Here is a 14016-nt window from a genome sequence, read left to right as displayed (position 1 = left end):
TCAGCCGCCTTGCATCGGGGCGAGGATCTCGATCCGGTCGCCGGGGGAGAGGGTTAGCGTGGCGCGGGTCGCGGCGGGCACGAAGGTTTCGTTCACGGCCGTCGCGACGCTGCCGGAATGGCCGAGCTCGGCCAGCAGGTCCGCGAGGGTCGCGGCCTCGGTCGTGCGGGTCTCGCCGTTAATGATGAGCTGCATGGGGGGTCTCCGTCGGGGCGGGGCCGAGCAGGGCGTCGGCGGTTTCGCGGGCGAGCGCCGGGGCCATCAGGTAGCCGTGGCGGTAGAGCCCGTTCACATGGGTGACATCGCCTTGCCGCGTGACGCGGGGCAGGTTGTCGGGGAAGGCCGGGCGCAGGTCGGTGCCGATCTCGAGGATCTCGGCCTCTGCGAAGGCGGGGTTGAGCGCGTAGGCCGCGCTGAGCAGCTCCAGCATGGCCCGGGCGGAGATGCGGCCGCGATCCTCGGCCTCCACCATGGTGGCGCCGAGCATGTAGACCCCGTCCCCGCGCGGCACGATGTAGAGCGGGATGCGCGGGTGCAGCAGGCGTATGGGCCGGGTGAGGCGGATGTCGGGGGCGCGCAGCACCAGCATTTCGCCCTTCACGCCGCGCAGCTCGGGCAGGATGGTGCGGGCGGCGAGGCCGGTGCAATTGACGAGCCGTGCGCCCGTGGGGGCGGGGCCGGGGCGGATCGGGATGCCTTGGGCGGCGAGCGCGTTGGCGAGGTCTTGCAGGGCGCGGCGGGGGTCGAGATGGGCTTCGGCCTCGAAAAACAGGCCTGCGGGGAAGCGCGCGCCGAGATCGGGTTCCAGCGTGGCGATCTCGTCGGCGGTGACCGGGCGGTGGCCATGGGTGCGGCGGGCGAAGCGGTCGAGGTCGCGCCGGTCGCGGGGCGCCGCCACCACCAGCGTGCCGCGGCGGGTGACGGTTGTGCGCACGCCCCACCAGTCGAGCGCCTCCTGCCCGTGGATCAGCACCGGCTCCTCGGCGTTCTCGTATTCGCACCAGGGCGCCAGCATCCCCCCCGCCCACCAGGAGCAGTGATGCGCGCCGGGCGGGCCAGCGGGGTCGTGTAGAGTGACCTGCGCGCCGCGGGCGGCCAGTTCGGTCGCGACGCAGAGGCCCGCGACGCCCGCGCCGAGGATGGCGATGGGGGTCATGGCCAGACCTCGTGAAAATGGTGAACCGGGCCGTGGCCCGTCCCGATATCGAGCCGGTCGGCGGCGGCGATGGCCCCTTGCAGGTAGCCATGGGCGGCGGTGACCGCGCGGCGCAGGTCCGCGCCCTTGGCCAGTTCGGCGGCGATGGCGGCCGAGAGGGTGCAGCCGGTGCCGTGGGTGTTGCGGGTGGCGATGCGCGGGGCCTCGAGCCGCAGGGGCGCGCCCTCGCCATCCACCAGCAGGTCGACGCATGTGGCGCCGCGCCCGTGGCCGCCCTTCATCAGCACCGCACCCGCGCCCATGGTGCGCAGGGCCTGGCCGGCGGCGGCCATGGCGGCGGGGTCGTCATCCTCGTCCCCGCCCAGCAGGCGCGCGGCCTCGGGCAGGTTGGGGGTCAGCAGGGTCGCGCGGGGCAGCAGATGGGTTGCAAGCGCTTCTTCGGCCTCTGCCGCCAGCAGCGCGTCGCCGGATTTCGCCACCATCACCGGGTCGAGCACGATGGGGCCCTTGAACCCCGCCAGACCCTCGGCCACGGCGGCGATCACCTCGGGCGTGCCCAGCATGCCGATCTTGACCGCGTCCACGGCGATGTCCTCGAACACGGCCGCCATCTGGGCGCGGATCATCGGGAGGGAGGCGCCCTCGACCAAGGTCACGGCGCGGGTGTTCTGGGCGGTGAGCGCGGTGATCACGCTGGTTGCGTAGACCCCGCGCGCGGAAAACGCCTTGAGGTCGGCCTGTATCCCGGCGCCGCCGCCGGAATCCGAGCCTGCAATCGTCAATGCGGTCGCCATGTCGCGCCTCTCTTCAGGCGGGCGGTCTCGGGTGGGGGGCAGGGCAGGGGCAAAAGAAAGATTGCCACGATGACCGTTCCCTACGCCGGTATTGCCCGGATCAGGTTCCATGGGTCGGCACAGTGTGCCTCTCAGCCCTGAATCGGGCACCCCAACGGTTGTTGACGCAGAGGTAGGGCGGAAATCACGAAGGTGCAAGCCCGATCTCCCTGTGCAGGTGCCGCACTTGTGCTACCTGTGCATCCCGTCCTGACCCGAAAGACCTCTTCCCATGACCTTGTGTTCCTTGCTCCGCCCTCTGTATTTCGTGCTCGCCCTCATGGTTCTGCCGACCGTTCCGCCCCTGTTTGCGCAGGAGCGTCCTGCCGCCGTGGTGACCGAGACCGTCGAGGAGCGCGCGCTTGCCGAGACGTTGCCGGTCTTCGGGCAGGTCGTGGCCTCGCGCGACAGTGCCGTGGCGTCCCGGACGGCCGGGATCGTGGACGAGGTCGCGGTGCTGGTGGGCGACCGGGTGGCCGAGGGGGCGACCCTTGCGGTGCTCGATACCGAGCTGGCGCAGATTGAGCTGGAGCAAGCGCTGGCCGACATCGCCGAGGCCCGGGCCGGGATCGCCGTGGCCGAAGCACAGCTGGGCCGCGCCGAGGATGCCCGTGACCGCGTGGAAGGGTTGCGCAACACCGCATCGTTCAGCTCGGCGCGGTTTGACGACGCCATGAGCGATCTGGCGGCCGCCACGGGAGAGCTGAACCAGGCCCGCGCGCGGCTTCTCAATGCCGAGGCCGCCGAGCAACGGGCGCGCTATACTCTGGACCGCGCGCGGATCACGGCGCCGTTCGAGGGGGTGGTCCTATCGGTGGCTGCCGATCCCGGGCAGTTTATCTCGGTCGGAGATCCGATCGCGCGCATCATTGATATCAATGCCTTGGAGATCGAAGCTCAAGTTCCGTCTCAATTCGCGCCCGCCATTCCCCCGGGGGTGACCGTCAAGGGAGTGAGCGAGGCGGGGCAACAGCTCGACCTGCAGATCCGCGCGATCTTGCCGACCGAGAGCGTCTCGACCCGGACCCGGCCCGTGCGGCTGTCGGGGGACCTCGCGGCGTTGGGTGCGACCCTGGCCGTGGGTCAGTCGATCACGCTGCAAGTGCCCGTGAGCGCGCCGCGCGCAGCCCTTGCCGTGCCGAAGGATGCGCTGGTGCAGGGCGCGCAGGGCTGGACCGTCTTCGTCGATGCCGATGGGATCGCCGAGCCGCGCCCGGTGCGCATCGGGGTGGCCATGGGCGACCGGTTCGAGGTGCTGAGCGGACTTGCGGAGGGCGATGCCGTGGTCGTTCGGGGCAATGAGCGCCTGCGCCCGGGCCAGGCCTTGGAGGCGGTGGGCGGCGCGCCCGGCGGAGGAGCGCCCGAAGAGGGCGCGAGGACGCCCGACGACACCCAGTCGCGCGCTACGCCGCAGAGCAATTGAGGACCGCGCCATGAACCCGATTCGTTTCTCCATCGAGCGCCCCATCGCGGTCATTGCAGCCGTGATCATGGCGATCCTCTTCGGGATCATCGCCCTGTCGCGCATCCCGATCCAGCTCGCGCCCGATGTGCGCAAACCCGTGGTGGTGATCGAGACCAACTGGCCTGGGGCGGCGCCTGCGGAGGTCGAGCGCGAGATCATCAACCCGCAAGAGGAAGCCCTGCGTGGGCTCGACGGGCTGGACATCATGACCTCGCGGTCCCAGTCGGGATCTGGCGAGATCACCCTGGAATTCGCGCCGGGCACGGACATGAGCCAGACGCTGCTTCTGGTGTCGAACCGGCTGGACCGGGTGGGGGATTACCCCGCCGAGGCGAGCGAGCCGTCGCTGGACACCTCGGGCGACGATGACAGCCCGATCGCCTGGGTCATCGTCACCGATGCCGGCATGGCGCAGCGGCCCCTGCCGACCTATGGCGATTTCATGGAGGACGTGGTCAAGGACCGCATCGAGCGGATCGAGGGTGTCTCGGCGGTCAATGTGTTCGGCGGGGTCAGCCGCGAATTGCAGATCGTGGTGGACCCGCGGCGGCTGGCGCTGTTCGGGCTGACCGTGCCGGAGGTGGTGGCGCGGCTGCGGTCGGAGAACATCTCGCTCTCGGCCGGGGACGTGGAGGAAGGCAAGCGGCGCTATATCGTGCGGGCCGAGGGCGCGCTCGACACCGTGGAGGCGGTGGGCGGCGTGGTGCTGCGCTCCGAGGCGTCCTCGGGCACGCTCGGCCGGGTCCTGGTGCGCGATGTCGCCGAGGTTCAGTTCGACTATGGCGAGCCCACGGCGCGGTTGCGGTTCAAGGGGGAATCCGGTCTGGCCTTCAATATCGTGCGGGATCGCGGGGCCAATGTGATCGAGACGATGGAAGAGGTGCGCCGGGTCCTGGGCGAGTTGCAGGAGGGGCCGGTTGCCGCCCAGGGCCTGTCCCTGGAGCAGGTCTATGACGAGACGATCTATATCGAGGGCGCGATCGCGCTGGTGACCCAGAACATCTGGATCGGGGGGGCGCTGGCGGCGCTGGTGCTGCTGATCTTTTTGCGCAGTCCGCGGGCGACCCTGGTAGTCAGCCTCGCGATCCCGGTTTCGATCGTGGCGACCTTCGTGGCCATGGCGGCCACGGGGCGGACGCTGAACGTGGTCAGCCTCGCGGGCATCGCCTTCGCGGTGGGGATGATCGTGGATGCGGCCATCGTGGTGCTGGAGAACATCTACAGGCTGCGCGAACAGGGCAAATCCCGCTCCGAGGCGGCCTATCTGGGCGCGCGCCAGGTCTGGGGCGCGATCCTGGTCTCGGCGCTGACCACTGTGCTGGTCTTCGTGCCGATCCTGATCATGGAGTTGGAGGCGGGGCAGCTTTTCCGCGACATCGCGGTGGCGATCTCGGTCTCGGTCCTGTTGTCGCTCGTGGTGGCGGTGACGGTGATCCCGGCGCTCGCCAAGCGGTTGTTGAAGGATGGCCAGCAGACCACGCTGCCGCTCTGGGGGATCGATCATTTCGCCCGCGGCTTCAAGGCGGCGGTGATGTGGTACGTGCGGATGACCGTGCGGTTCCGGGCGCTGGGCATCCTGATGGTCGGGCTGATCGGCGGGACGGCGGCGGTGGCGACGGTCGTGTTCCTGCCCCGGCTGGAATACCTGCCGGAGGGCAACCGCAACCTGGTCTTCGGGCTGATCATTCCACCGCCGGGCTACAACCTGGACACGACCGAGACCATCGCCGAACGGATCGAGCGGGCGGCGCGCCCGATGTGGGAGGCCGCACCGGCGCTGGAGACGCCGGAGGGCACGCCCACGGTGGAGAACTTCTTCTTCGTGGCGACGCCGGGGAACTCTTTCGTCGGCGCCACGGCGCTGGACGGGCCGCGGGTGGCGGAGTTGATCCCGCTCTTGTCCGGGCCGATCTTTGCCGAGCCGGGGACCTTCGGGTTCATGACCCAGCCGTCGCTCTTCGGGCGTGGCGTGGGCGGCGGGCGGACGATCGAGCTCAATGTCTCGGGCCAGGACCTGGAGCAGATCCTCGGGGTGGCGGGGCGGGCCGCGGGGCTGGTGGCGGGGCTGCTGCCGCGCTCGGAGGGGCACCAGTTCCGGCCCATTCCGGGGCTGGAGCTGGGCGCGCCGGAGGTACGGCTGGTGCCGGATCGGCTGGCCCTGGCGGATGCGGGTCTGGATGCAGGCGCCTTGGCCGCGACGGTGGATGCCTATAATGACGGGTTGCGCGTGGCCGAGATCACCGAGGGTGCGGACCGTCTGGACCTGGTTTTGAAGGGCGACACAAGCCTGTCGGCGGGATTCCGGACGCAGGATGTGGGCTCCTACCCGGTGGTGACGCCCTCGGGGGATATCGTGCCGGTCTCGGCGCTTGCAGATGTGATCGTGACCGCGGGCCCGACGGAGATCCGGCACCGCGACCGGCTGCGGACAGTGACCCTGGAGGTGCGCCCGTCCGACGCGCTGCCGCTGGAGGCGGCGGTGGAGCTGTTGCAGACCGAGGTGGTCGCGGTGCTGGAGGGCCAGGGCGTGCCGCCGGGCATTCGGCTCACCGTGTCGGGGACCGCCGACCAGTTGAGCCAGACCTGGGAGGCGATCCAGATCAACCTCGTGGTGGCGCTGGTCATCGTGTTCCTGGTGATGGCGATCCTGTTCGAGAGTTTCGTGCTGCCGCTGGTGATCCTGATCTCGGTGCCCGTGGCGGCCGCGGGCGGGGTCGGGGGGCTTGCGCTGCTCAATACGTTCCAGACGCAGCCGCTGGATATGCTGACGCTGCTCGGGTTCATCATCCTGGTGGGTATCGTGGTGAATAATGCGATCCTGATCGTGCATCAGTCGCTTTATCACTTGCGTGAGGAGGGTATGTCGCCGGTCGATGCGATCGAGGAGGCGACGCGGAACCGGATCCGGCCGATCTTCATGTCGACGCTGACGAGCATCATGGGGATGCTGCCGCTGGTGGTGTTCCCGGGCGAGGGGTCCGAGCTCTATCGCGGCCTGGGCGCGGTGGTGGTCGGAGGGTTGTCCATGTCGGCCTTCCTGACGCTGCTGACGGTGCCGCCCTTGTTGCGGCTCTGCCTTAAGGCGCCGTCCCCCGAGGAGGTGCCGGTGCTTCAGGCCCAGCCCGCGGAATAGACGGAGAGGGCGGCGGGGGCGCTGCTCCCGGCGCTGCGCGCCACCCCCCCCCGGAGTATCTTTGCAAAGATGAAGGAGGGGGGCACAAGGCACGCGTTCGGGGTCATCGCGGGCCGTCAAGGTTAGTGGGGAACGGTCTGGTTTGGGCGACCGGTGGTGGTGCCGATTCCCGTGGGCCTGCATCCTTCGGTGCGGTGCGGTGCAGTGCGGTGCGGTGGGAGGAGGGAAACGGCGGCCCGAGCGCGGATGTCAGGGCAGGACGCTGAGCCAGAAGGCGGCGAGCAGGATCGAGAGCGCCGTGCCGGCCAGAACGGCGGTCGCAACCACCCGTTTCGCCACCCCGTACATGTTGGCGAAGATATAGGTGTTCACCCCCGGAGCCATGGCCGCGGTCAGGGCGGCGGCGCGGATCATCGGATCGTCCAGTCCGAACACGAGGCGGCTCATGGCCCAGGCCACCAGCGGGTGCAGCATCAGTGAGACCAGGCAGACGAAGGCCACCTCGCGCAGGTTGCCTTCGGGTTTATAGCGAAAGAGCACCCCGCCCAGCCCGAAAAGTGCCGCCGGGATGCCCGCGCGGGCGATCATCTCGATCGCCTCGATGGCCACGGCGGGGGGCATCAGGCCGCTGAGATTGACCGCGAAGCCGAGCGCGATGCCGATCATCAGGGCGTTCTGGCTCATGGTCTTGAGGATCGCGCCCACGGTGACGAACACGTTTTTCGACGAGGCGCGCACGATCTCCATCGTGGTGATCCCCACGAGATATCCGAACGGCGCGTGGATCGCGATGATGGCATAGAGCGGCTCCAGCGCGGGCAGGCCGTGGGCGCGTTCGAGGATCGGGATGCCGAGCAGGACCGTGTTGGCGAACATGCAGCAAAAGCCGATGGCGACCGCATCCTGCATTGGGCGCGCGAAGAGAAAGCGCGCGCCGAGGATGCCGGTGGCGAAACTGGCGAGCGAGCCGCTGTAATAGCTGGTCAGAAGGCGCCAGTCGAAGACCGCATCGAGATCGAGCGTGGAGATCGCCAGGAACAGCAGACAGGGGATGGCGAAATTCTGGGTGAAGCGCATGAGCGCCTCGACATTCTCGTCGGAGAACACCTTGGCCCAGACCGCGCCGTAGCCCGCCGCAAGCACAAGGAAGATGGGCAGCGTGACTTCGAGAAGGATGGTCAAGACGCGGGCACCGGCCGGTGCAGCACCATCCCGTCATAGGCCGGGCTGACATGGGCAGGGGTTTCGGCCGCCACCGTCGCGTAGTCCAGATCGATATGCATGTTGGTCAGGATCGCCTGGCGCGGGGCGAACTCGGCGATCCATTCCAGCGCCTGGTCTAGATGGGCGTGGGTCGGGTGCGGTGTCCGGCGCAATGCGTCGAGGATGAGCGTGTCGAGCCCGGTCAGGGCCGCGCGGCTTTCGGGCAGGAGCTTGGCCACATCCGGCAGGTAGGCCAGATCCCCGATGCGGAAGCCGAGGCTGTCGATGCTGCCATGGTTGACCTTGAACGGGCAAAGCGTGACCGGGCCGCCCGGTCCGTCGATGGTCACCGGGCCGTCGATCGTGTGCATCTCGAGGATCGGGGGATAGGGGCTGCCTTCGGGTTGGACGAAGGCATAGCCGAAGCGGGAGAACAGGCTGTCCTGGGTCGGCCCGTCGGCCCAGACCGGCAGGCGCGCGCGCATGTTGAACACGATCATCCGCAGATCGTCGAGCCCGTGGGTATGGTCCGCGTGGGAGTGGGTGTAGACCACCCCGTCGAGCCGCCCGATCCCCGCGTCCAGCAGTTGTGCGCGCATGTCCGGCGAAGTGTCGATCAGGACGGTGGTGGTCCCCTCCGGCCCGTCCCGTTCGACTAGCAGCGAGCAGCGCCGACGCCGGTTGCGCGGGTTTTCGGGGTCGCAATCGCCCCAGTGCCCGCCGAGCCGCGGCACGCCGCCGGACGAGCCGCAGCCGAGGATGGTGAAGCGCAGTCCCGTCATGCCACGGGCGCGGGCTGCCATGCGGCGGCCTTGGCAAAGAGCCGGTCGAAATTCGCGGTGGTCTGCGCGGCGAAGGCCTCGACCGTCATGTCGTAGATCGCGGCCCCGGCGGCGGCGGTATGGGCGACATAAGCGGGCTCGTTGCGCTTGCCGCGATAGGGGGGCGGCGCAAGGTAGGGCGCGTCGGTCTCCACCAGGATCCGGTCCGCCGGGGCGGCGGCGAAGATCGCGCGAAGGGCGTCGGATTTCTTGAAGGCGATGATGCCGGACATGGACAGGTAGAAGCCCAGATCGAGCGCGGCCTCGGCCAGTGCCGCGCCGGAGGAGAAGCAGTGCATCACACAGGTATAGGCGCCCTCGCGGTATTCCTCGGTCAGGATCCGGGCCATGTCGTCGTCGGCGTCGCGGGCGTGGATGATCAGGGGCAGGCCGGTCCGGCGCGCGGCCTCGATATGGATGCGCAGGCTTTCTTGCTGTCGCGCGGCACTTTCGGCGGTGTAATGATAGTCGAGCCCGGTTTCGCCGATGCCCACGCATTTGGGGTGGGCCGCGACCGCGCAAAGCTCGTCGACCGACACCAGGGGCTCGTCGGCGGCGCTCATCGGGTGGGTGCCTGCGGCGAAGAACACCGGGTCGTGGGCCTCGGCGATGGCCTGGACGCCGGGCAGGGCGCGCAGCTTGGTGCAGATCGTGACCATGCGTGCCACGCCGGCAGCCTGCGCCCGCGCGACCGTCTCGGGCAGCGTCTCGGCGAAGTCCGGGAAGTCCAGGTGGCAATGGCTGTCGACGAGGTGGATAGGGGGCATGGAGCGCCTGAGCGAGAGGTTTTCAGGCAGTCCCCTGAGCCGAGGCCACCTCTTGAAGTCCGTGGAACATATCGAGCAGAAGGGCTGTAGGGTCAAGGTTTACGGCACGCCCGGCCCGGGCTTTTGCCAGCAATGTGGCCTGGGCCGTGGCCCAGCCGCGCGCGGCCTGGGCGGTGGGCGCCAGACGTTGGAGCAAGGCGGCCTCCTGCGGGCTGGCGCCGGTCGGGGGATGGCCGGTAGCCCCCGTGCGGGCCAGCCGGAAGAGGAAGGTTTCGGTCAACATCAAGAGCAGGTCGAAGCGCGCCTCCGCACCGCGGGCGGCGGCACTTTCGGCCAGTTTGAGCGTCGCGGGCCGGTCGAGACGGGGCAGTCCGTCCATCAGGCCCAGCAGGCTGCCATAGGCCTCCGGCCCGCCCGCGTCGCGCAGGGTGATGGCCTGCCCGACGGAGCCTTCGGCCAGCGCGTTGAGGCTGGCAAGCTCCGCGTCGGGCAGGGGCGCGCCGAGGGCCTGGGCGAGGGCGTCGCCGAGATCGGGTTCCGACAGAGGGCCCATCCGCAGGGTGCGGCAGCGGCTGCGGATCGTCGGCAGCAGTTTCGAAGGCGCGTGGCAGACCAGCAGGATCACCGTGTCGGCGGGGGGTTCTTCGAGAACCTTCAGCAGGGCGTTGGCGGCGCTCGCGTTCATCTCGTCGGCGGCATCGACGATCACCACGCGCCGCCCGCCATCCACCGCGGACATGGTAAAGAATCCCTTCAGCCCGCGGGCGGCATCCACGGGGATGTCCTGCTTGAAACGGCTGGTCTTTTCGTCATAGGGGCGGCGCAGCAGGTAGAGCCGGGGGTCCGACAGGGCGGCGATGCGCCGTGCGACCGGGTGGTCGGGGTCGATGTCGAGGCTGGTGGCGGCCGCGGGCGCGTCGCCGAACAGGCTTGGCCCCGGGTCGGAAGCCGGCGTGGCCAGCAGGAAACGCGCCGCGCGCCAGGCAAAGCTCGCCTTGCCGATCCCCTTGGGGCCGGTCAGCAGCCAGGCGTGGTGCAGCCGGTCGGAGGCCACGGCATCGAGCAGATCCGCCTCCGCCGCGCCATGGCCGAACACCCGGGTCGCAAACCGCGGGTGGGGTGCGCCGGGCAGGGCGTCGGCCTCGGGAAGCGGGGCGTCGTCCCTCATGCGGCAACGGTCAGGTGGGCGATGACGTCCGCGGCCACCTCGGCCTCGGGGCGGTTGCCGTCGATCACCACGCAGCGGTCCGGATTGGCGCGTGCCAGATCGAGAAAGCCCGCGCGTAGGGCGGTCTGGAAGGGCAGGCCGAACTCCTCGAAGCGGTCCTCGCCGGAGGCACGGGCGAGACCGCGCGTCAGCGCCAGTTCGGGCGGCATGTCGATGACGAAGGTCAGGTCCGGCTCGCGCCCGATCATCAGGCTGTGCAACTGGTCGACCAGCGCGCGCAAGTCCCCTCGGGTCGCGCCCTGGTAGACCCGGGTGCTGTCGGCGAAGCGGTCGGTGATCACGTCGCGCCCCTCGGCCAGGGCGGGTTGGATCAGCCGTTCCAGGTGGTCGCGCCGGGCAGCGGTGAAGAGCAGAAGCTCGGTTTCCGGCGACCAGCGGTCCGGGTCGCCTTCGACCAGCAGGCGGCGGATGTCCTCGGCGTCGGGGGAGCCGCCGGGTTCTCGGGTCAGGATCGGGTCGCGCCCCGTGTCGCGCAGATGCTCGGCCAGGCGCCGGGCCTGGGTCGACTTGCCGCTGCCGTCGATCCCCTCGAAACTGATGAGGCGGCCGGGTTGCGTCATCAGTTCGCGGCCTGAGGCGCGTCGGGCGCATCCTCGCGGGTCAGTTCGCGGTAGAGCACCTCGGCGGCCGCCTGCATCCGTACCCAGGCCCCGCCCTTGGCAACGTCGGTTTCGGCCACCAGCGGATAGCGCTGCGGCTCCATCTCCGGGCCCGTGATCACCAGCTCGGCCAGCTGCTGGCCTGCCTTGATGGGGGCGGCGATGGGGGTGTCGGCCTCGATCTCCGCCACCAGACTGCCCGAGGCGACCATGGGCACCAGCGGGCGAATATCTTCGGGGGAGACAAGGCCGACGGTCTCGGCCTCCCCGACCCAGACGGGCAGGTCGGCGACGTGGCGTCCCGCCTCGGCCATGTCCTTTTGCACGAACTGGCGGAAGGCCCAGCTGACGATACGTTCGGATTCCTCGGCCCGCGCCCGGTCGGTCTCCAGCCCGGTGATCACGAAGATGATCCGCCGCGCGCCCTGCTGGGCCGAGCCGACAAGGCCATAGCCGGCCTCTTGCGTGTGCCCGGTCTTCAATCCGTCGGCACCTATGTCCAGCTTCAGCAGCGGGTTGCGGTTGAACCGGTTTTGCGGCGCACGCCCGTCAAAGCCCCATTCGGACATGGCGAAATAGCCGTAATATTCGGGATAGTCCTCGATGATCCGTTGGGTCAGGATCCCGAGATCCCGCATGCTCATTCGGTGCTGAGGATCGGGCCAGCCCGACGAGTTGGTGAAGGTGGACTGGGTCAACCCGATGGCCGCGCCCTTCTCGGTCATCAGGCGGGAGAACGCCTCTTCGGTGCCCGCGAGCCCCTCGGCGACGACCACGGTGGCGTCGTTGCCCGACTGCACGATGATGCCCTTGATCAGGTCTTCGGCGGTGGGACGGTCGCGTTCGGTCAGAAACATGGTCGAGCCGCCCTTGGCCATGGCGCGGGCCGAGACGCGGAAGGTTGTGTCGAGGGTGACGGCCGGGTTCTTCTCCAGCGCCTCGAACAGCATGTAGAGCGTCATCAGCTTGGACATGCTGGCGGGCGGCAGGGGCACGTCGGCGTTCTTTTCGAGCAAGACGGTGCCGGTGGTGACGTCGACCACATAGGCCGCCTCGGCGCGGGTCTCGAACGCCGCCTGGGCGGCAGGGGCAAGGCCGAGTCCGAGGGCGAGGCTCAGGCAGATCAGGCGCAGAAATCCCATCGGGTCCTCCGTCAGTTGGTCACGAAATAGGCGTCGGCAAAGCCCAGGGATCGCACGGTGTCGAGGGCGGCGTCGCGGGCGGTTTCGGTCGGTGCGGGGCCGACGATGACCCGGTAGAACGTCTTGCCCTGGCTTTCCTGAGTCGTGGTATCGGCGGCCAGACCGGCCGCGCGCATCTGCGCCTCGGTCGCTTCGGCATTGGCCGCCACGTTGAAGATGCCGATCTGGATATAGGGCCGCGCCAATGTGGAGCTTGCCGCCAGAGCGGGTGCCGGGGACGGTGGTGCGGCGGCGGTGTCGGTGGTGTCCTCGTCAAGCTCCGCCTCCGCAATGGCCGCCGCGGCGATGGCTGTGGTGGGATCGACGGTTTCGGCGTCAGGGGCGGGGGCGGGCGCCACGTCGCGTGTCAGGGCCACGACGTTGATCTGGGTCGGTTCGCCGGCAAGGATGTTGAGGGCCTCGGCCGCATCGGAAGAGATCTGGAAGCGAGGGCCGGGGTTGTCCCGTTCACGCCGGAAGAGCGCGCCGATGACACTGCTGCCATTGGCGGTGTTGCGGATGATGACGCGCTCGGGCTCGGGGACATCGGGGAAGGCGACCCAGACCCCGCCGAGGGATGGGCGGCCATCCCAGAGACCGGTATCGGTGACGCCGAAAATCTCGGGCGCCTCGACATCAATGGTCTCGCCGCCTTCGGTCGGTATGCCCTGTGCGGTTGCGGTCTCCCCGGGTCGATCCAAGAAGGCAAAAGGGGTCTGCCCCTCGCACCCGGCCAAGGCGACAAGAATTCCCAGCCCGATCCAAACGCGCGGTTTCATGTTCATACCCATGTTCTGCCCATTGTCCCACCCTCGCCTCAACGGTCTTCGCTGCGCCGCCTGCGGGCGGGCTGGAACCTATCCTCGCCACGAAGCATAGACGTCCCGCCGCCCGTTGGAAAGTACGGCGGATGCGGTCTGTGCATCACGGTGCCAAGAGGGTGAATGGAGCCGCTCTGCCCACGGGTGGATTCCCGCTTTACCTGTCTGCCGCGGCGCCATATCTAGACGACGTGCCGCGGAGAGGTGGCAGAGTGGTCGAATGCGGCGGTCTTGAAAACCGTTGAGCGTGAAAGCGTTCCCAGGGTTCGAATCCCTGTCTCTCCGCCACAATAACCATTGCGAACCCGTTCAGGTCGCTCGACAGAGGCGGAATTTCTTCTGTTTTCAAAGGGGTTTGCCGGATGGGTGCGAACCGCTGAGACGGCGGCGCACGCCGATTTCCGTCTCTGAACGGCCTCTCGTCTCTGGTCGGGCGAACCGCGCCGATTTCGGTTTGGTCGAAAATTTCCTCGCCTTTCCAACAACCTGAATCGAAACCCCGCCAAAACTGCGCGTCCTGTCTCCGTCGCTATCGAGCGAAACAGAGTGCGCCGAGCCCGGCATGGCGAAGATCGATGTCGAGCCCGACGCTGCTCGATGGCGACAATGTGCTCGTCGACATGGCGCGCCGTGCGCCGAACCCGCCGGGAATCTTCGTGCTGGACGACGGCATGGGACTTGTAGCCAAGCGGCTTGAGCACATCCCGAACAGCGACCCGCCGGCAGTGCGCGTCATCTCGGACAATGGCTTCTACAGCCCCTACGAGCTGACCTGAGACCCGACTCTCCTCCGGATTTTCGGAGAGTCC

General features: G+C 68.8%; 13 protein-coding genes, 1 tRNA gene and 1 riboswitch. Of the genes, 4 read left to right on the top strand and 10 right to left on the bottom strand.

Annotated features, from left to right (window positions below):
- From thiS to thiD, 3 genes are read right to left on the bottom strand one after another with little or no spacing between them, the layout of a single operon-like run.
- Window positions 1–195, bottom strand: a complete 195-nt coding sequence (gene thiS, locus PVW48_RS16610; protein ID WP_274582126.1) for a sulfur carrier protein ThiS — start codon at window positions 193–195, stop codon at window positions 1–3.
- On the bottom strand, window positions 179–1156 hold the full coding sequence (locus tag PVW48_RS16605; RefSeq protein WP_274582125.1) for an FAD-dependent oxidoreductase: 978 nt from the start codon (window positions 1154–1156) through the stop codon (window positions 179–181). The genes thiS and PVW48_RS16605 overlap by 17 nt, the downstream gene beginning before the upstream one ends.
- On the bottom strand, window positions 1153–1950 hold the full coding sequence (thiD, locus tag PVW48_RS16600; protein WP_274582124.1) for a bifunctional hydroxymethylpyrimidine kinase/phosphomethylpyrimidine kinase: 798 nt from the start codon (window positions 1948–1950) through the stop codon (window positions 1153–1155). The genes PVW48_RS16605 and thiD overlap by 4 nt, the downstream gene beginning before the upstream one ends.
- Window positions 1951–2010: 60 nt before the next feature.
- Window positions 2011–2114, bottom strand: a riboswitch (TPP riboswitch).
- Window positions 2115–2236: 122 nt separating this feature from the next.
- Between thiD and PVW48_RS16595 the strand changes: the two genes are divergently transcribed.
- A complete protein-coding gene (locus PVW48_RS16595; protein ID WP_274582123.1) occupies window positions 2237–3412 on the top strand; it encodes an efflux RND transporter periplasmic adaptor subunit in 1176 nt (391 codons plus the stop codon).
- A 10-nt stretch (window positions 3413–3422) separates the two neighbouring features.
- Window positions 3423–6587, top strand: a complete 3165-nt coding sequence (locus tag PVW48_RS16590) for an efflux RND transporter permease subunit (RefSeq protein WP_274582122.1) — start codon at window positions 3423–3425, stop codon at window positions 6585–6587.
- 249 nt (window positions 6588–6836) lie between these two features.
- Here PVW48_RS16590 and PVW48_RS16585 read toward each other — a convergent pair whose 3' ends face one another.
- From PVW48_RS16585 to PVW48_RS16555, 7 genes are read right to left on the bottom strand one after another with little or no spacing between them, the layout of a single operon-like run.
- Complete coding sequence (locus PVW48_RS16585; RefSeq protein ID WP_012177595.1) at window positions 6837–7769, bottom strand: AEC family transporter; 933 nt, start codon at window positions 7767–7769, stop codon at window positions 6837–6839.
- The gene (locus tag PVW48_RS16580) at window positions 7766–8572 is read right to left on the bottom strand and encodes an MBL fold metallo-hydrolase (protein ID WP_274582121.1); all 807 of its coding nucleotides are present in this window, start codon (window positions 8570–8572) and stop codon (window positions 7766–7768) included. The genes PVW48_RS16585 and PVW48_RS16580 overlap by 4 nt, the downstream gene beginning before the upstream one ends.
- Window positions 8569–9378, bottom strand: a complete 810-nt coding sequence (locus PVW48_RS16575; protein WP_274582120.1) for a TatD family hydrolase — start codon at window positions 9376–9378, stop codon at window positions 8569–8571. Before PVW48_RS16575 ends, PVW48_RS16580 begins: the two co-directional genes overlap by 4 nt.
- A gap of 22 nt (window positions 9379–9400) precedes the next feature.
- Complete coding sequence (locus PVW48_RS16570) at window positions 9401–10546, bottom strand: DNA polymerase III subunit delta' (protein ID WP_274582119.1); 1146 nt, start codon at window positions 10544–10546, stop codon at window positions 9401–9403.
- Window positions 10543–11166: a dTMP kinase gene (tmk, locus tag PVW48_RS16565; RefSeq protein WP_274582118.1), complete on the bottom strand. Its 624-nt coding sequence runs from the start codon at window positions 11164–11166 to the stop codon at window positions 10543–10545. Before tmk ends, PVW48_RS16570 begins: the two co-directional genes overlap by 4 nt.
- On the bottom strand, window positions 11166–12347 hold the full coding sequence (locus PVW48_RS16560) for a D-alanyl-D-alanine carboxypeptidase family protein (protein ID WP_274582117.1): 1182 nt from the start codon (window positions 12345–12347) through the stop codon (window positions 11166–11168). The genes tmk and PVW48_RS16560 overlap by 1 nt, the downstream gene beginning before the upstream one ends.
- 11 nt (window positions 12348–12358) lie before the next feature.
- Entirely contained in the window at window positions 12359–13165 is an 807-nt protein-coding gene (locus PVW48_RS16555) for an SPOR domain-containing protein (protein WP_012177601.1), read from the bottom strand.
- Window positions 13166–13405: 240 nt separating this feature from the next.
- On the opposite strand from PVW48_RS16555, the gene PVW48_RS16550 reads away from it, so the two are divergent.
- Together PVW48_RS16550 and PVW48_RS16545 are read left to right on the top strand one after the other, a co-directional pair.
- A tRNA-Ser gene (locus PVW48_RS16550) sits at window positions 13406–13495 on the top strand.
- Between the two features lie 287 nt (window positions 13496–13782).
- On the top strand, window positions 13783–13983 hold the full coding sequence (locus PVW48_RS16545) for a S24 family peptidase (protein WP_012177602.1): 201 nt from the start codon (window positions 13783–13785) through the stop codon (window positions 13981–13983).
- The last annotated feature ends 33 nt before the right edge of the window (window positions 13984–14016 follow it).

The sequence above is a fragment of the Dinoroseobacter sp. PD6 genome, assembly GCF_028807315.1.
Taxonomy (GTDB): Bacteria; Pseudomonadota; Alphaproteobacteria; order Rhodobacterales; family Rhodobacteraceae; genus Dinoroseobacter; species Dinoroseobacter shibae.
This window is presented reverse-complemented; position numbering and strand designations above follow the sequence as displayed.